Origin of the sequence: Stutzerimonas stutzeri, from assembly GCF_019090095.1 — a bacterium.
GTDB lineage: Bacteria > Pseudomonadota > Gammaproteobacteria > Pseudomonadales > Pseudomonadaceae > Stutzerimonas > Stutzerimonas stutzeri_AN.
Map to the genome: position 1 here is coordinate 1,949,911 of NZ_JAGQFP010000002.1, position 16,161 is coordinate 1,966,071.

The 16,161-nt window shown below is 65.8% G+C and carries 17 protein-coding genes and 1 riboswitch; of the genes, 12 read left to right on the forward strand and 5 right to left on the reverse strand.

What is annotated here, in order from left to right:
- Positions 1 to 27: 27 nt before the first annotated feature.
- A complete protein-coding gene (locus tag KVO92_RS18750) occupies positions 28 to 831 on the reverse strand; it encodes a metallophosphoesterase family protein (protein ID WP_217477022.1) in 804 nt (267 codons plus the stop codon).
- A 160-nt stretch (positions 832 to 991) separates the two neighbouring features.
- Positions 992 to 1,208: riboswitch (cobalamin riboswitch) on the forward strand.
- A gap of 110 nt (positions 1,209 to 1,318) precedes the next feature.
- Between KVO92_RS18750 and btuB the strand changes: the two genes are divergently transcribed.
- The 12 genes from btuB (at position 1,319) to KVO92_RS18810 (ending at position 12,742) form a co-directional block, all read left to right on the forward strand.
- Positions 1,319 to 3,172 carry a TonB-dependent vitamin B12 receptor gene (gene btuB / locus KVO92_RS18755; protein ID WP_217477023.1) on the forward strand — a complete coding sequence of 618 codons (1,854 nt, stop codon included), beginning with the start codon at positions 1,319 to 1,321 and terminating at the stop codon, positions 3,170 to 3,172.
- 46 nt (positions 3,173 to 3,218) lie between these two features.
- The gene (locus tag KVO92_RS18760; RefSeq protein ID WP_217477024.1) at positions 3,219 to 3,791 is read left to right on the forward strand and encodes a hypothetical protein; all 573 of its coding nucleotides are present in this window, start codon (positions 3,219 to 3,221) and stop codon (positions 3,789 to 3,791) included.
- Positions 3,788 to 4,399 carry a cob(I)yrinic acid a,c-diamide adenosyltransferase gene (gene cobO, locus KVO92_RS18765; RefSeq protein ID WP_217477025.1) on the forward strand — a complete coding sequence of 204 codons (612 nt, stop codon included), beginning with the start codon at positions 3,788 to 3,790 and terminating at the stop codon, positions 4,397 to 4,399. Before KVO92_RS18760 ends, cobO begins: the two co-directional genes overlap by 4 nt.
- 170 nt (positions 4,400 to 4,569) lie before the next feature.
- Positions 4,570 to 5,862, forward strand: coding sequence for a cobyrinate a,c-diamide synthase (locus tag KVO92_RS18770; protein ID WP_217477026.1), 1,293 nt, complete (start codon positions 4,570 to 4,572; stop codon positions 5,860 to 5,862).
- Positions 5,859 to 6,509, forward strand: a complete 651-nt coding sequence (gene bluB, locus KVO92_RS18775; protein WP_217477027.1) for a 5,6-dimethylbenzimidazole synthase — start codon at positions 5,859 to 5,861, stop codon at positions 6,507 to 6,509. The genes KVO92_RS18770 and bluB overlap by 4 nt, the downstream gene beginning before the upstream one ends.
- Entirely contained in the window at positions 6,506 to 7,417 is a 912-nt protein-coding gene (gene cbiB / locus KVO92_RS18780) for an adenosylcobinamide-phosphate synthase CbiB (protein ID WP_217477028.1), read from the forward strand. The genes bluB and cbiB overlap by 4 nt, the downstream gene beginning before the upstream one ends.
- Positions 7,410 to 8,402, forward strand: a complete 993-nt coding sequence (cobD, locus tag KVO92_RS18785; protein WP_217477029.1) for a threonine-phosphate decarboxylase CobD — start codon at positions 7,410 to 7,412, stop codon at positions 8,400 to 8,402. Before cbiB ends, cobD begins: the two co-directional genes overlap by 8 nt.
- Positions 8,399 to 9,859, forward strand: coding sequence for a cobyric acid synthase (locus tag KVO92_RS18790; RefSeq protein WP_217477030.1), 1,461 nt, complete (start codon positions 8,399 to 8,401; stop codon positions 9,857 to 9,859). The genes cobD and KVO92_RS18790 overlap by 4 nt, the downstream gene beginning before the upstream one ends.
- 7 nt (positions 9,860 to 9,866) lie before the next feature.
- Positions 9,867 to 10,388, forward strand: coding sequence for a bifunctional adenosylcobinamide kinase/adenosylcobinamide-phosphate guanylyltransferase (gene cobU, locus KVO92_RS18795; protein ID WP_217477031.1), 522 nt, complete (start codon positions 9,867 to 9,869; stop codon positions 10,386 to 10,388).
- The gene (gene cobT / locus KVO92_RS18800; RefSeq protein WP_217477032.1) at positions 10,385 to 11,449 is read left to right on the forward strand and encodes a nicotinate-nucleotide--dimethylbenzimidazole phosphoribosyltransferase; all 1,065 of its coding nucleotides are present in this window, start codon (positions 10,385 to 10,387) and stop codon (positions 11,447 to 11,449) included. Before cobU ends, cobT begins: the two co-directional genes overlap by 4 nt.
- Positions 11,433 to 12,026: an alpha-ribazole phosphatase family protein gene (gene cobC / locus KVO92_RS18805; protein ID WP_217477033.1), complete on the forward strand. Its 594-nt coding sequence runs from the start codon at positions 11,433 to 11,435 to the stop codon at positions 12,024 to 12,026. Before cobT ends, cobC begins: the two co-directional genes overlap by 17 nt.
- Positions 12,011 to 12,742 (forward strand): adenosylcobinamide-GDP ribazoletransferase, encoded by a 732-nt coding sequence (locus tag KVO92_RS18810; protein ID WP_217477034.1) that lies wholly within the window; start codon positions 12,011 to 12,013, stop codon positions 12,740 to 12,742. Before cobC ends, KVO92_RS18810 begins: the two co-directional genes overlap by 16 nt.
- 6 nt (positions 12,743 to 12,748) lie before the next feature.
- On the opposite strand, the gene modC is transcribed toward KVO92_RS18810, so the two are convergent.
- From modC to KVO92_RS18830, 4 genes are read right to left on the reverse strand one after another with little or no spacing between them, the layout of a single operon-like run.
- Positions 12,749 to 13,840, reverse strand: coding sequence for a molybdenum ABC transporter ATP-binding protein (gene modC, locus KVO92_RS18815; RefSeq protein ID WP_217477035.1), 1,092 nt, complete (start codon positions 13,838 to 13,840; stop codon positions 12,749 to 12,751).
- On the reverse strand, positions 13,837 to 14,517 hold the full coding sequence (gene modB, locus KVO92_RS18820) for a molybdate ABC transporter permease subunit (protein ID WP_217477305.1): 681 nt from the start codon (positions 14,515 to 14,517) through the stop codon (positions 13,837 to 13,839). Before modB ends, modC begins: the two co-directional genes overlap by 4 nt.
- A complete protein-coding gene (modA, locus tag KVO92_RS18825; protein WP_217477036.1) occupies positions 14,517 to 15,269 on the reverse strand; it encodes a molybdate ABC transporter substrate-binding protein in 753 nt (250 codons plus the stop codon). Before modA ends, modB begins: the two co-directional genes overlap by 1 nt.
- Positions 15,270 to 15,277: 8 nt before the next feature.
- Entirely contained in the window at positions 15,278 to 16,090 is an 813-nt protein-coding gene (locus KVO92_RS18830) for a TOBE domain-containing protein (RefSeq protein ID WP_217477037.1), read from the reverse strand.
- Positions 16,091 to 16,161 lie beyond the last annotated feature (71 nt).

Genomic DNA, 16,161 nt, shown 5'->3' on the forward strand with positions numbered 1-16,161 from the left:
ACTAACCGTTGGGGTGGGCTGTGGCGTTCACCAGTGCAGATTGAAGTGCGAGCCGAGAACGAACTCGCCGTCCAACAGGTCCCAGCGCTCGACGCAGGCTGTCTTGCCGTTGCCCGCGTGCAACTTCAAGCGGTTGAAAGAGTTGGGCGAGGTCCCGCGAACCCTCGACGACAGCGTGGTGCCGGCCTGCACCATCCAGATTTCGCGCGACAGGCCAGGATACTGCCTGGATAGCGGCAGCACATAGGGCAGATGAATATGCCCGCCCATCACCAGATCCAGCCCCTCGTCAGCCCAGCGATGCAGCGCGTCGTCGGCGTTGTGCTGCAGGTTGCTCAGGTCGCTCAGCACCATCGCGCCAAACGGCTGATGCGCCACGACAATGCGCAGCTTGTGCGGATCGGTTCGCCTGAGTCGTTGCGTCACCGCCACGACCTGTTCCTCGCTGACCCGGCCATCCTTGTGGCGACGCGGGTGCGTGGTATTGAGCCCGATGACCAGGGCGTCATCGTTCTCGTAGGTGGGTTCGAGGTCGTCTCCGAAGTGCCGGCGGTAGTTTCGGTAGGGCATCAGGAAACGGGCAAAAACGTTGTACAGCGGAATGTCGTGGTTACCCGGGATCACCAGGGTCTCGCCGATCCCGTGGCCGCGCAGCCGCTGGACGAACGCTTGCGCAGCGGCGAACTGCTTGGCTCTGGCCCGCTGGGTGATGTCGCCGGAAAAGATCAGCAGATCGGCACTGTGTTCCCGCACATGGTCTTCCATGGCTTGCACGACGGCGGATTGCTCGGTACCGAAGTGAGTGTCGGATATCTGCACGATGGTCGTCATGGGCGGGCGTCTTCTCGTCGAGGCTGAACGGGATGGGGCATTGTTGCATTCGAAGGCCAGAAACGCCTGACGGTTCCGGCAAAATGCCAGTGGTGGTGCTCGCACCCTGCTGTCGGGGCGTTGCGAATGCTCAAGGTTGCGCTGCGCAGAGCCTTCGACTACCCTCCGCGCTGCTTCAGGTACCGCTGGCTAAACGCCAGGGGTGAAACAGGGAAGCCGGTCCATTCTTTCGAAGACTCCGGCGCTGCCCCCGCAACGGTAGGCGAGACAGGAACCGCACACAGCCACTGTGCTTCAGGCATGGGAAGGCGCGGTTTCGGGATGCTGCAACGCGTCCGCTCGCAAGCCCGGAGACCGGCCTGTCGCTTCCACGGCAGTGCGGCGGGCGCTGATCGGGGTGCGGCTGCCTGTACCTGCACTCCCTTCGCTTTCTCCGTCTGCCCTTATCGACTGTTGTCGTGCGGCGGGCACGACGGAGACCTGAACCTTGATTGGCAAGCCTCGTTTCAAGCCAGCGACCTGTGTGTTGCTCGGCAGTTTTCCCCTGTTCGGCGGCCCGTTGGCTGCCGCTCCGCTGGCCCTGCAGCAGGAGGTTGTCACCGCGACGCGTACTGCGCAGACGGTTGAACAAAGCCTTGCGGCCGTAACTGTCCTCGACCGTGAGCGGATCGAACGGAGCCAGGCCGCCTCCGTGCCCGAACTCCTCAAGCAGGTGCCGGGCGTCTCGTTGACCAACTCCGGTGGGCCCGGCAAGAACACCTCGCTGTTCATGCGCGGTAGCGAGTCCGACCATGTGTTGGTGCTCGTCGATGGCGTCAAGATCGGCTCGGTCACCGGCGGTGGCGCCGCGCTGCAGGACTTTCCGCTGGAGCTGATCGAGCGCATCGAAGTGGTTCGCGGCCCGCGGTCCAGCCTGTACGGCTCGGAGGCCATCGGTGGCGTGATCCAGATTTTTACGCGCAAGGGGCAAGGGGAGGGCGCCAAGCCTTTCTTCTCGGCGGGCTATGGTACTCACGACAGCTACAGCGGCAGCGTCGGCGTGACCGGGGGTGATGGTCGCGGCTGGTACAGTCTGGCCGCCAGCGGTTCCGATACCGACGGCATCAATGCCAAGTCGGTGCAGACCAGTGGCTACGAGAACGACGCGGACGGCTATCGCAACCTGTCCGCTACCCTGAGCGCAGGTTATCGCTTCGACAACGGCCTGGAGCTGGACGCCAACGTCCTGCGTGCCAAATCCCATAACGACTACGACAGCGTCAACAGCAAGCGCACGGCGGGCTTCGGCGCCAATGCCGATGGCGAATCCCTGGTGTACGGTACCCGGGCGCGCTTCAATCCGGTCGATCATTGGGGCGTCACGTTGCAGGCCGGGCGCAGCGAGGACAATTCCGATGCGTATCAGGACGGGCGCTTCTACTCACGCTTCGACAGCCGACGCGACAGCCTGAGCTGGCAGAACGATATAGAGCTGGCGGCCGGCCACACCCTGACGCTGGGCGTCGATCACCAGCACGACGAAGTCGACAGCACCGCGGTGTACGCCGAGGACTCACGTGATAACGATGGCTACTTCGCCCAGTACTTGGGCCAGGCCGGACGTCATGACTGGCAGGTTTCGCTGCGCCACGACGACAACGAGCAATTCGGCCAGCACGACACCGGCAATATCGGCTACGGCTACGGCTTCACTGACTGGCTGCGCGGCACCATCAGCTACGGCAGCGCCTTCAAGGCGCCGACGTTCAACGAGCTGTATTACCCCGATTACGGCAACCCGAACCTGGAAGCGGAGACGTCTCGCAGCCTCGAGATCGGGCTTGGTGGACAGCACGGCTGGGGACACTGGGCCGTTAACGCCTATCGCACGGTGATCGATGACCTGATCGCCTACGACGCCAGCAGTTTCGGACCGGCGAACGTGCAGGAGGCGCGCATTCGTGGCGTCGAGCTGGTCGTTGGAAGCCAGTTGATGGGCTGGGACTGGAACGCCAATTACAGCCTGCTGGAGCCGGAAAATCGCTCCGCTGGCGCCAACCGTGGCAATGAGCTGACGCGCCGCGCCAAGCAATTGTTCAACCTCGATGTCGATCGCCGCCTCGGTGCCTTCAGCGTCGGTGCCAGCCTGCATGCGGAGGGGCAGCGCTACGACGATCTGGCCAACCAGAACGAGCTGGCCGGCTACGCCACGCTGGATCTGCGCGGCGAATACCGCGTGAGCCCCGAGTGGCGAGTGCAGGCACGTGTCGCCAACCTGCTGGATGCCGATTACGAGACCGCGCGTGGCTACAACCAACCGGGCCAGGCGGCCTACCTCACCGTGCGCTACCAGGCGCTTTGAGCCGAGGCGCGGGTATCTCGCCCGCGCCTACCGAAGGAGACATGCAATGATCAAGCTTGCCCCGCGGCACCAACTGCTGGTCGGAGTAGCCCTAATGGCATTGATGGCGATGACCCGCGGTCAGCACTTCGCCAGCGTCAATCTGCCCAGCGCATCCTGGGCGGTGTTTTTTCTCGCGGGCGTGCTGCTGCAGCCGAAGTGGAGCTTTCCGGCGCTGTTTCTCGAGGCATCGCTGCTGGATTTCGCCGCCATCCAGTGGACGGGCATAAGCGACTGGTGCATGTCGCCGGCCTACTGGATGCTCGCCCCGGCCTACGGTTCGTTGTGGCTGGGCGGTCGGCTCTACGCCCGTTGGCACCGCGACCAGCCGAGCAGCCTGGCCCGGCTGGCGTTGTGCGTGATGGCGAGCGCCTTGGTGTGCTACCTGTTCTCCGGCGGTGGCTTCCTCTATTTCTCCGGTCGCTATCCGGAACCGAGCCTGACGCTACTGGCCGAGCGGATCGGTCACTATTACCCGCATTACCTGGCGACCCTGGCGTTGTATGTCGGTACGGCTGCAGTGCTGTTCGTCGGCCTGCGTGGCTGGAAGGCCAAGCGTGAAGGGGAGGCTCAGGCATGAACGAGTCCCCCGACCGCGACGCGCGCCACAAGGCGCGAATGCAGCGCAAAAAGGCGGTCGTCGACCAGAAGATCGCCGAGGCGCAGGACGAATACGGCCTGTTGCTGGTGCACACGGGTAACGGCAAGGGCAAGAGCAGCTCGGCGTTCGGCATGGTCGCGCGGGCGCTCGGCCATGGCATCAAGGTCGGGGTGGTGCAGTTCATCAAGGGCGCGGCGAGTACGGGTGAAGAGACCTTCTTCCGCCGCTTCCCCGACGAGGTGCGCTATCACGTGATGGGCGAGGGTTTCACCTGGGAGACCCAGGATCGCCAGCGCGACATCGCCAAGGCGCGCGAAGCCTGGGCCGTGGCAGCCGAGTTGCTCGCCGATCCGCAGATCGGTCTGGTGATACTGGATGAGCTGAACATCGCCCTGAAGTATGGCTACCTGGAGCTCGAGCCGGTGCTCGCCGATATCGAGTCGCGGCCGCTGCTGCAGCATGTGGTGGTCACCGGTCGCGGCGCACCGGCGGGTCTGGTCGAGGCGGCGGATACCGTCACCGAGATGAGCCTGGTCAAGCACGCCTTCAAGGCGGGCGTGAAGGCGCAGAAGGGCGTCGAATTCTGATGTCGGCGATCAAGCCATTGGCGGTCCCTTACATAGGGTGGATGACGCTTTTTTCATCCACCATCGGCGCAATCGGTGGATGGGGGAAGCGTCTCCACCCAACGATGCTGCGCGGCGCTGCGGCGCGTGGGCGAAACGAGAGGTCGCGATGACCGGCTGGAAAGACCGCGATGGCCACTAGAACCTGCCCGGCGCTACTGATCGCCGCGCCCGCGTCCGGCCAGGGCAAGACCACCGTGACGGCTGGCCTGGCACGCTTGCACAGGCGTCAGGGCAAGCGGGTACGGGTGTTCAAATGCGGACCTGATTTTCTCGACCCGATGGTGCTGGCGCGGGCCAGCGGTCACCCGGTCTACCAGCTCGATCTGTGGATGGTCGGCGAGGCGCAGAGCCGGCGGTTGTTGTGGGAGGCGGCCGGCGAGGCCGACCTGATCCTGATCGAGGGCGTGATGGGGCTGTTCGATGGGACGCCGTCGGCTGCCGATCTGGCCCGGCACTTCGGTATCCCGATTCTTTCGGTGGTGGACGGGTCGGCCATGGCCCAGACGTTCGGCGCCTTGGCCCACGGCCTGGCGAGCTATCAAGCGGATCTGCCATTCGCCGGCGTGCTCGCCAACCGCGTCGGCAGCAGCCGCCACGGGGAGATCCTGCGCGATTGCCTGCCGCCGCACATCGGCTGGTTCGGTGCGCTGCCGCGCAGTGAGACGGGCCATCTGCCGAGTCGCCATCTGGGATTGGTGCAGGCGCAGGAACTGGCTGATCTGGATGCCCGTCTCGATGCGGTGGCCGATGCGCTGCAGGCCAGTGCCGACAGCGAACTGCCGGCCCCGGTGTGCTTCAAGCCAGCCGACCCCATCGAGCTGCCGCCTCTGCTGCAAGGGGTGCGAATCGGGGTGGCGCGCGATTCGGCATTCGCCTTCATCTACCAGGCCAACCTCGATATCCTGCGCGCGCTTGGCGCCGAGTTGCTGTTCTTTTCGCCGCTGCGTTATGCGCGGCTGCCGGCGGTGGACAGCCTGTATCTGCCTGGCGGTTACCCGGAGCTGCACATGCAGGCGCTTACCCGCAATCTGCCGATCGGCAATGCCATCCGCGCGCATCATGCGGCCGGCAAGCCGATCCTCGCTGAGTGTGGCGGCATGCTCTATTTGCTCGACGGCCTCACCGATCAGGACGGCGTCCGCGAAGCGATGCTTGGATTGTTGCCAGGTGAGGCCCGGTTGCAGTCACGACTCACGGCGCTGGCGTTGCAGGAAGTGGAGCTGCCGGAGGGCCGTCTGCGCGGGCACACCTATCATCACTCGTCGCTTGAGACAGCGCTGCAGCCGGTGGCGTATGGGCAGTGCCCGAACTACAAGCGCACCGCCGAAGCGGTGTATCGGCAGGGCCGGTTGACCGCCAGCTATATCCACCTGTATCTGCCCTCGGCACCGGAGGCAGCCGCCGCGCTGTTTCGCCCATGAGCTGGCATGCCTTTTCTGAGGCCGAGCGCGCCGGCGTGTACCGCGCCATCGCCGAACGGCGCGACATGCGTCACTTCGTGGCCGGTAAGGTCGAGCCCGAGCTGCTCGGGCGGTTGCTGGAAGCCGCGCACAGGGCGCCCAGCGTCGGGCTGATGCAGCCTTGGCGGTTCATCCGCATCACTCGGATTGAGTTGCGCGAGGCGATAGCCGGGCTGGTAGACGAGGAACGTCAGCGGACCGCAGAGGCCTTGGGCGAGCGAGGCAGCAGCTTCATGCAGTTGAAGGTCGAGGGAGTTCGCGAGTGCGCTGAATTGCTCGTGGTGGCCTTGATGGACGGGCGCGACGCGCATGTCTTCGGTCGCCGCACCATGCCCGAGATGGACCTGGCTTCGGTCGCCTGCGCCATTCAAAACCTGTGGCTCGCCGCCCGCGCGGAAGGGTTGGGGATGGGCTGGGTATCGCTGTTCGATCCGCAGGCACTGGCTGCGCTGATGGAAATGCCCGAGGGCGCCCAACCGGTGGCGGTGATCTGTCTGGGCCCGGTCGCCGAATTCTACCCGGCGCCGATGCTGGCGTTGACCGACTGGACCCAGCCCCGGCCGCTGGACGAGCTGTTGTTTCATAACGGTTGGGGGACGGGCGAGTGAGCGTGGCGCTGAGCTGCGTGGCTGGCATCGGCCTGGACATCGTGCTCGGCGAGCCGCGTCGCTGCCATCCCTTGGTGCTGTTCGGTCGCTTGGCGGATCGTTTGGAAGCGCAGTTCAATGGGCCCGATGGCCGCGGCTGGCGCAGTCATGGTGTCACGGCCTGGTGCCTGGCCGTGCTGCCGTTGACGGCCCTTGCCTGGCTGCTAAGCCTGTTACCCGGCGTGGGCTGGCTCGTCGAGATCGTGCTGCTATACATGGCCTTGGGGCTGCGCAGCCTGGGTGAGCATCTGGTCCCGGTGGCGCTCGCCCTGCGCCAGGGTGATCTGGCCGAGGCACGTCGGCGGGTCGGCTTCATCGTCAGCCGGGACACCAGCGCGCTCGATGAACAGGCGGTGGCACGCGCGGCGACCGAGTCGGCCCTGGAGAATGGCAGCGATGCGGTATTCGCGGCGCTGTTCTGGTTCGCCATCGCCGGCGGACCTGGCGTGGTGCTGTACCGTCTGAGCAATACCCTGGATGCCATGTGGGGCTATCGCAGTTCACGCTTCGAGCGCTTCGGTTGGGCGGCGGCGCGAATCGACGACGCACTCAATTTCGTGCCGGCCCGGCTCGTCGCCTTGACCTATGCGTTGCTGGGTCAGACACGCCGAGCCTGGCGCTGTTGGCGTCGGCAAGCGCCGCTGTGGGACAGCCCCAACGCCGGGCCGGTGATGGCGGCCGGGGCGGGCGCGCTGGGCCTGTCGCTGGGCGGTCCGGCCATCTATCACGGTGAACTGCACCAAAGGCCGACATTGGGGGAGGGGCAGGCCCCGACGGCGCGTGATATCGAACGCGCGCTGGATATGGTCTGGGCGGGCGTCGGGCTCTGGCTGCTGGCGTTGCTGCTGGGGGGCTGGCTGGATGCTTGAGCACGGCGGACGGTTGCGCGCGGCCGCGCGGACTTTCGAGATTCCCTTGCCACAGTGGCTCGACCTGTCCACCGGTATTGCGCCATATGGGTTCGACGTGCCGGCGATCCCCTGCGAGGTGTGGAATCGCCTGCCGGAAGCCGACGACGAACTCGAAGCCGTCGCCCGTGATTACTATGGTGTCGCCTCGCTGCTGCCCGTGGCCGGCTCGCAGGCGGCTATCCAGATGCTTCCCAGGCTCAGACGTGGGCTGCAGGTCGGCATCGTTTCGCCTTGCTATGCCGAGCATGCCGAGGCCTGGCGTCGCGAAGGGCATCGGCTCAGCGAGTTCAGCGAAGGCAGCGTACCGCGCGCGCTCGATGGCCTCGATGTCCTGGTTGTGGTGAATCCGAACAATCCCACCGGGCGGTTGGTGCCTGTCGAGCAGCTGTTGGCCTGGCATGCCCAGTTGGCGGCGCGTGGCGGCTGGCTGGTGGTCGACGAAGCCTTCATGGACCTCTCGCCCGACAGCAGCCTGGCAGCGTACGCGCACCTGCCAGGGCTGATCGTGTTGCGCTCGTTCGGCAAGTTCTTCGCCATGGCCGGCGCGCGGCTCGGCTTTGTACTCGCCGAGGCCGAGCTCTTGACTGCGTTGGGAACGCAGCTCGGGCCCTGGCCGGTCGCTGGGCCGACTCGGTTCATTGCGGCGTCATTGCTGGCCGATCGCGAGGGGCAGCAGCGCCAGCGTGAGCGGCTTCTGGCCGATGCCCAGCGCCTGGTGCAGCTGTTGACCGCGAGCGAACTGGCGCCTGTCGGGGGCTGCGGTCTGTTTCAGTGGGTTGTCACCGAGGAAACCGATCGGCTCTACGAGGCGTTCGCCCGCCGAGGCATTCTGGTGCGACGCTTTCACTATCCCCCCAGCCTGCGTTTCGGCCTTCCGCCCGATGAGGCGGGTTGGTCTCGCCTGACGGACGCGCTGGCACAGTATCGAGAGGCCGAACAATGAGCACGCTGATGGTGCAAGGCACGACGTCGGATGCCGGCAAGAGCACGCTGGTCACGGCGCTGTGCCGCTGGCTGCGTCGCCAGCGGGTGGCGGTGGCACCGTTCAAGCCGCAGAACATGGCGCTCAACAGCGCGGTGACGGCGGACGGCGGCGAGATCGGCCGCGCCCAGGCGGTGCAGGCCCAGGCGGCTGGGCTCGCACCGCATACCGACATGAATCCGATCCTGCTCAAACCCAACAGCGACGTCGGCGCCCAGGTGATCATCCAGGGGCGCGCGGTCAGCAACATGGATGCGGTGGCCTACCACGACTACAAGCGCGTAGCGATGGAGGCGGTGCTGACCTCTCATCGCCGGCTGAGCGAGGCGTATCAGGTGGTAATGGTCGAGGGCGCCGGTTCACCCGCCGAGATCAACCTGCGCGCCAACGACATCGCCAATATGGGCTTTGCCGAAGCGGTCGATTGCCCGGTAATCCTGATTGCCGATATCGACAAGGGCGGCGTCTTCGCCCATCTGGTCGGCACGCTGGAGCTACTCAGCCCAAGCGAGCAAGCACGGATTCAGGGCTTCGTGATCAACCGATTTCGCGGCGATATCGCGCTACTGCAGCCGGGCTTGGACTGGCTCGAACGACGCACCGGCAAGCCGGTGCTCGGCGTGCTGCCCTATCTGATGGATTTCCATCTGGAAGCCGAAGACGCGATCGACCTGCGTCAATCGGCCAAGACCGAACACACACTCAAGGTTGTGGTGCCGGCCCTGCCACGCATCAGCAACCACACCGACTTCGATCCGCTGCGCTTGCATCCGCAGGTGGATCTGCAATTCGTCGGCCCCGGGCAGGCGATCCCGGGTGCCGATCTGATCATTCTGCCCGGCTCGAAAAGCGTTCGCGCCGACCTCGCCTGGTTGCGCGCCAACGGCTGGGACTCGGCGATCCACCGTCACCTGCGCTACGGCGGAAAGGTGCTCGGCATCTGCGGCGGGCTGCAGATGCTCGGCGAGCGGATTGCCGACCCGCTGGGAATCGAGGGTGAGGCCGGACACAGCGAAGGCCTGGGCCTGCTGGCACTGACCACCGAGCTGGCGGCGCACAAGCAACTGCGCAACGTGCGCGGGCGCCTGCGATTCGGCAACGCCGCGATCAGTGGCTATGAAATCCACGCCGGTGTCAGCCAGGGCCCGGCGCTGGAATGCGCGGCCGTTCAGCTTGAGGACGGGCGGATGGAAGGGGCCGTCAGTCCCGATGGGCAGGTACTGGGCACCTATCTTCATGGTCTTTTCGAAAGCCCCGAGGCCTGCCAGGCGCTGCTGGGCTGGGCCGGGCTGAATCAGGCAGAGCGAGTCGACTACCACGCCCTGCGCGAACGTGACATCGAGCGCCTGGCCGACCTGGTCGAGGCGCACCTGGATACCGCGCGGTTGAAAAGCCTGTGCGGCCTTGCCCCGGAGTGACCACAGCATGATCGAACTGATTCTCGGCGGTGCCCGTTCCGGTAAAAGTCGGCTGGCCGAGCGGCTGGCAGGCGAGAGCGGCCTGACGGTCACCTACATCGCCACCAGCCAGCCGCTGGACGGTGAGATGAGCGCACGTGTCGCGCAGCACCAAGCGCGCCGGCCTTCTGACTGGGGGCTGATCGAAGAGCCGCTGGCTCTGGCCGCGGCGTTGCGAGCGCAGGCGGCACCTGATCGCTGCCTGCTGGTGGATTGCCTGACGCTGTGGTTGACCAACCTGTTGATGCTGGACGATACGGCGCGCCTGGTAGCCGAGCGGGATGCGCTGCTCGACTGCCTGCTGGCGTTGCCGGGCAGGGTGCTGCTGGTGAGCAACGAAACTGGCCTCGGCGTGGTGCCACTGGGCGAGCTGAGCCGGCGTTATGTCGACGAGGCGGGCTGGCTGCATCAGGCGCTGGCCGAGCGTAGCGAACGTGTGGTCTTCACCGTGGCGGGTTTGCCGATGACGCTTAAAGGAGAACCGCTTTGACCGAACACTGGTGGCTGGCACCGTGCCGCCCTCTGGACGAAGAGGCACGCCTGGCAGCCGTCGAGCGCGACGCGCAACTGACCAAGCCGGGCGGTGCATTGGGACGCCTCGATGCGTTGGTCCCGCAATTAGCGGCCCTGCGTGGCCAGGCCCGGCCGAGCGTGGACCCGATCTGGATCACCGTCTTTGCTGGCGATCACGGCGTCGTCGCCGAGGGTGTCTCGGCGTTTCCGCAGTCGGTGACTGGGCAAATGCTCGGCAATTTCGTCAACGGCGGCGCGGCGATCAGCGTACTGGCCCGTCAGTTAGGCGCGCAGCTCGAGGTGGTCGACCTGGGCACGGCGACGCCGAGCGGGCCCTTGCCTGGCGTGCGGCATCTGGCGTTAGGCCCGGGTACGGCGAATTTCGCCGAAGGCCCGGCGATGAGCGCTGATGCCTGCCTGCAGGCCATGCGGGCCGGGCGTGACGCGGTACTGCGTGCGCACGAGCAACAGTGCGCCTTGTTCATCGGTGGCGAGATGGGCATCGGCAACACGACGACGGCCGCGGCGCTGGCCTGTGCGCTGCTGGCGCGCGAACCTCATGATCTCGCTGGCCCTGGGACGGGGTTGGGCGAAGCCGGTGTGGCGCGCAAGCGCGAGGTGATCGAGCGCGCCCTGGCGCTGCATGCCGGCGACCATGACACGCTGGCTTGGATGCGGCGCGTGGGTGGTTTCGAGTTGACGGCGCTTACCGGCGCCTTCTTGGCCTGCGCGCAGCAGGGCATCGTGGCGTTGGTGGATGGCTTCATCTGCACGGTTGCGGCGCTGTGCGCGGTACGGCTGAACCCGGCCTGTCGCGACTGGCTGCTGTTTGCCCATCGCTCCGCCGAGCCGGGACACCGGGCGGTGCTCGACGCGCTCGAGGCGCAGCCCTTGCTCGATCTCGGTCTGCGGCTGGGCGAGGGCAGCGGTGCGGCGCTCGCTGTGCCGCTGCTGCGGCTGGCCTGCGAGCTGCACCACGGCATGGCAACCTTTGCCGAGGCGGCAGTTTGCGGACGTGACCATGACCCTTCGGCTTGACCTGTTGCGTCACGGCGAGACCGTCGCCGGTGGCGGGTTTCGCGGCCGCCTCGATGACGCGTTGACCGCCACGGGTTGGCAGCAGCTACGCCAGGCTGTGCAGGACGCTGGGCCGTGGCAACGAATCGTCAGCTCGCCACTCTTGCGCTGTGCTCAGTTCGCGCAGGAACTGGCCGAGCGCCAGCAGCTTGAACTGGAAATAGAGCCCGCCTTTCGCGAACTGGACTTCGGCGACTGGGAAGGGCGTACGGCAGCGGAGCTGATGGTCGATCACAGCGTCGAGCTCGGCCGGTTATGGAACGATCCTTACGGTTTCACTCCGCCGGGAGGCGAGCCGTTGGTGGCGTTCGAAGCGCGCATTCTCACCGCCCTTGAGCGGCTCACCGACCGTTGTGCTGGCGAGCGGGTATTGCTGGTGACGCACGGCGGGGTGATGCGGCTGCTATTGGCCGAGGCGCGGGGATTGCCTCGCCAGCAACTGCTGCAGGTCGAGGTGCGGCACGCTGACCTGTTCGGACTGAAAATCGGCTTTCGCGATGCCACGCTCTGGATGGAGGAAGCGTGCAGCCGTTCCTGATTGCGCTGCAGTTTCTGACCAGCCTGCCCGTGCGCCTCGACGGCATGCCCGAGCCGCAGGCGGTAGGCCGATCACTGCTGCATTACCCCGGTGTGGGTGTGCTGCTGGGGGCGATGCTATGGCTCGCTGGCGCAGCCCTCGATGTCACCGCGGCACCGTTGCTGGCGGCACTGCTGCTGACGGGCTGGGTCGCGCTGACCGGCGGATTGCATCTGGACGGCCTGGCCGACAGTGCCGATGCCTGGCTCGGCGGCTTCGGCGATCGGGAACGTACCCTGGCGATCATGAAGGACCCGCGCAGCGGTCCGATAGCGGTGGTGGTGCTGGTATTGCTGCTGTTGCTCAAGTTCGCCGCCCTCTGGACGTTGCTGGTCGCCGAGCAGCATCTGGCGCTGCTGCTGGCCCCACTGCTTGGGCGCAGTGCCTTGCTGGGCTTGTTTCTGACGACGCCCTACGTGCGACCGGGCGGGCTCGGTCAGGTCCTGGTTGAGCAGATGCCGCGTAATGCCGTTCATATCGTGCTCGGGGCGATCGTGCTGGTTTGCCTGGCACTGGGTTCGAGCGGCTGGCTGGCACTGGCGGCCGCCGCCGGCGTCGGCTGGCTAGCGCGTCGGGCGATGTGTCGACGCATCGGTGGTACCACGGGCGATACCGCGGGCGCGTTGGTGGAATTGGTAGAGTGCGCCGTGCTGGTTGCCTTGGCCCTTGGGCTTTGAATGGGCCTAGCCGAGCAGGGCAACGGCCTTGATCTGCGCCCAGAGGGTTTTGCCCGGCTGCACGGCCAACTGATCGGCCGAACGGCGCGTGATACGGGCCAGCAAAGGCGTGCCCTGGGCATTCAATCGCACCAGTACATGGGCCGGGGTGTCCGCCGCCACGACTTGCTCCACGCGCGCCGGCAGCAGGTTGCTGATGCTGGTGCCCTCGGCTTTTTCCAGCGCCAGGCTGACGTCGCGCGCATGTACCCGAAAGCGCAGCGGGCGACCGACGGCTTCGTCGCGCCTGGCCACCAACACCTCGCCGCCGGGGAACGCCAGGCGCGTCAGGTGGTAGTCCGGATCGTGTTCGGCAATCACCGAGTCGATCACCACACCGGCGTCGTCGCCAAATGCCGTTGGCAGGTCGAGGCGGGCCAGGGTTTCCTGTAGCCCTCCTTGAGCGACGACCCGCCCTTCATCGAGCAGCACCAGGTAGTCCGCCAGCCGCGCCACCTCGTCGGGCGCATGGCTGACATAAATCACCGGGATGTCCAGTTCGTCATGCAGGCGCTCCAGGTAGGGCAGGATCTCTTGCTTGCGCTTGAGGTCCAGGGCCGCCAGCGGCTCATCCAGCAGTAACAGTTCCGGGCTGGTCAGCAAGGCGCGGGCGATGGCCGTCCGTTGCCGTTCACCGCCGGAGAGCCGGTCGGGGCGACGATCGAGCAGATGACCAATGCCGAGCAGCTCGACGGCCTGGTCCCAGACCACGCGGCGTTGGCCATGCTCGACGCGCTTCATGCCGTACTCCAGGTTGCCCCGCACTGATAGGTGGGCGAACAGATTGGCGTCCTGAAAGACGTAGCCGATCGGACGCTGATGTGGCGGGATGAAGTGGCTGCTGGTCGAGTCCTGCCAGCATTCGCCGTTGACGTCGACGCGCCCCACCGCGCGGTTCTCCAAGCCTGCCAGGCTGCGTAGGCAGCTGGTCTTGCCGGAACCGGAGGGACCGAACAATGCGGAAATGCCGCGGCCGGGCAGCGTCAGTTCAACGTCCAACCGAAAACCGGGATGGGTCATGCGAAGCTGCGCGTGGATGCCGCCTGACCTGTCGCTCATCTGCGTAAACCCTGCCGAGACCGGCTGCCGTACAACGCCAGCAGCACCACGAAGGAGAACACCAGCATGCCGCCGGCCAGCCAGTGCGCCTGTGCGTACTCCATGGCCTCAACGTGATCGTAGATCTGCACCGACAGCACGCGCGTCTTCTCCGGAATGTTGCCGCCAATCATCAGGACGACGCCGAACTCCCCGACGGTATGGGCAAAGCCCAGGACGCTGGCCGTGACGAAACCTGGCCGGGCAAGCGGCAACACGACCGTGAAGAAGGTATCCAGCGGACCGGCGCGCAAGGTGGCGGCAGCCTCCAGCGGCGCTTCGCCGATGGCTTCGAAGGCATTGTGCAGGGGCTGCACCACGAACGGCATGGAATAGAACACCGAGGCCACGACCAGTCCGGCGAAAGTGAACGGTAGCGTGCCCATCCCGAGGCTCTGGGTGAGCTGGCCGATCGGGCCGTTGGGCCCCAGTGCAACCAGCAGGTAAAAGCCCAATACGGTTGGCGGCAGCACCAGCGGTAGCGCCACCACTGCGCTGATCGGGCCCTTGAGCCGAGAGCGGGTTCGCGCCAGCCACCAGGCGATAGGGGTGCCAATCAGCAGCAACAGCAGCGTCGTGACGCTGGCGAGCTTGAGCGTCAGCACAACCGCGGCCAAGCCGACGTCGTCCAACGGCATCATTGCAGGCTGTAGCCGTACGCTTTGATCACGTTGGCTGCTTGCTCGCTCCTGAGATATTCGAGCAGCGCGAGCGCCGCCGGGTTGTCGCGCCCCTTGAGCAGCAGGAGGGCATCCTGGCGGATAGGCGGATGGTAGGTGGATGGGACGACCCAGCCCGAGCCTTCACCAATCGCGCCGTCCTTCACCACCTGGGACAGCGCGACGAAGCCCAGCTCCGCGTTGCCACTGGCGACGAACTGATGCGCCTGGGCGATGTTTTCACCCTGCACCAGCCGGCCACGGACTGACTCGGTCAGGCCGAGTTTTTCCAGTGTCGCCATGGCCGCCGCGCCATAGGGCGCCGTCTTCGGGTTGGCGACCGCCAGGTGTCGATACGGCTGGTCGGCAAGTGCATTCTGGCCCTCGATATAGTCTTGGCGAGCCGACCACAGTACCAGCGTGCCGATGGCGTACGGAAAGCGGCTTTCGGCCACACCCAGGCCTTCGCGCTCCAGTTTCGCCGGCACCGCTTCGTCCGCCGCCAGCAGCACATCGAACGGGGCGCCGTTACTGATCTGCGCGTACAGCTTGCCCGTCGAGCCGAACGCGAGCGCCGCCTTGTGCCCGGTGTCCTGCTCGAAGCGTTCGGCGATGACCTGCATGGGTTGGGTGAAGTTTGACGCGACGGCAACCTGTACCTCGGCGGCTTGGCCGGTAAGTGGGATCAGTGCGGCGGTCAGCAAGGCGGCAAGCGAGCGAATGGGGTTCATGATAGTCCTCAGTCCACGGCGATGATGACGTGCGACGCTTTGATCAGCGCCGTGCAAGGCATTCCAAGCGCCAGTCCCAGCTCTTCGGCGCTCTCGTTGGTGATGATCGCGCCCAGCGTGCGGTTTCCCGGTAGCAGTAACTTGACCTCGCAGTTCACTGCGCCGGGTGTCAGGCTGCTCACGGTGCCGCTCAGCCGATTACGCGCACTGATCTTTACCGTCGGATCGGGCGACAGCAGCACGAAACTGGCCTTGATCAGCGCCATGGCGGTCTTGCCCGGCGCCAGCTGGAGCTCGTCGATGCTGTCGTTGGTCAGGGTGGCGGTAATCATCACGCCTTCGCCGATATCGAGGCTGACGCTGGCATTGACTGCGCCTTTGGTAACCTGAACGACCTGGCCGCGGAATTGGTTGCGTGCGCTGGTTTTCATGGCAATGGCCCGCAGTAGTTTGTCGAAGTCGTCGAACCCGTCGATGCCTTGCGCCACCTGGGCGAGAAAGCGTTCGTATTCATGTTGCATGCGCCGCCAGACGTTGAGCATCTCGCGGCCAAATTCGGTCAGCTGTGTGCCGCCGCCCTTGGCGCCGCCTGCGGCGCGCACCACGAGCGGACGTTCGGACAGGTTGTTCATCGCGTCCAACGCATCCCAGGCGGCCTTGTAGCTCAAACCGATAGCCTTGGCCGCACGGCTGATGGACCCGCTCGCCTCGATCTGCTCCAGCAGTTCGATGCGCTTGCCACCGAGATAGCCCTTCTCGCCACGGTTGAACCAGAGTTGTCCGTCGATGCGCAGCGGGCCGAGGGGATGTGGGTCAGTCATGGTCTGGCTCCGGGTTGGGCGGCCATTCTGACAAGCGCTGTATAGTTTTGTATATAGCGAAAGTTTCCGTG

What these genes read in the sequence shown, in the direction of transcription:
- KVO92_RS18830 (WP_217477037.1), bottom strand. Translation starts at nt 16,090, where the DNA reads ATGACTGACCCACATCCCCTCGGCCCGCTGCGCATCGACGGACAACTC.
- cobO (WP_217477025.1), top strand. Translation starts at nt 3,788, where the DNA reads ATGAACGAGTCCCCCGACCGCGACGCGCGCCACAAGGCGCGAATGCAG.
- cobC (WP_217477033.1), top strand. Translation starts at nt 11,433, where the DNA reads ATGACCCTTCGGCTTGACCTGTTGCGTCACGGCGAGACCGTCGCCGGT.
- bluB (WP_217477027.1), top strand. Translation starts at nt 5,859, where the DNA reads ATGAGCTGGCATGCCTTTTCTGAGGCCGAGCGCGCCGGCGTGTACCGC.
- modB (WP_217477305.1), bottom strand. Translation starts at nt 14,517, where the DNA reads ATGCCGTTGGACGACGTCGGCTTGGCCGCGGTTGTGCTGACGCTCAAG.
- modA (WP_217477036.1), bottom strand. Translation starts at nt 15,269, where the DNA reads ATGAACCCCATTCGCTCGCTTGCCGCCTTGCTGACCGCCGCACTGATC.
- KVO92_RS18790 (WP_217477030.1), top strand. Translation starts at nt 8,399, where the DNA reads ATGAGCACGCTGATGGTGCAAGGCACGACGTCGGATGCCGGCAAGAGC.
- KVO92_RS18770 (WP_217477026.1), top strand. Translation starts at nt 4,570, where the DNA reads ATGGCCACTAGAACCTGCCCGGCGCTACTGATCGCCGCGCCCGCGTCC.
- cobD (WP_217477029.1), top strand. Translation starts at nt 7,410, where the DNA reads ATGCTTGAGCACGGCGGACGGTTGCGCGCGGCCGCGCGGACTTTCGAG.
- KVO92_RS18760 (WP_217477024.1), top strand. Translation starts at nt 3,219, where the DNA reads ATGATCAAGCTTGCCCCGCGGCACCAACTGCTGGTCGGAGTAGCCCTA.
- modC (WP_217477035.1), bottom strand. Translation starts at nt 13,840, where the DNA reads ATGAGCGACAGGTCAGGCGGCATCCACGCGCAGCTTCGCATGACCCAT.
- KVO92_RS18750 (WP_217477022.1), bottom strand. Translation starts at nt 831, where the DNA reads ATGACGACCATCGTGCAGATATCCGACACTCACTTCGGTACCGAGCAA.
- cobU (WP_217477031.1), top strand. Translation starts at nt 9,867, where the DNA reads ATGATCGAACTGATTCTCGGCGGTGCCCGTTCCGGTAAAAGTCGGCTG.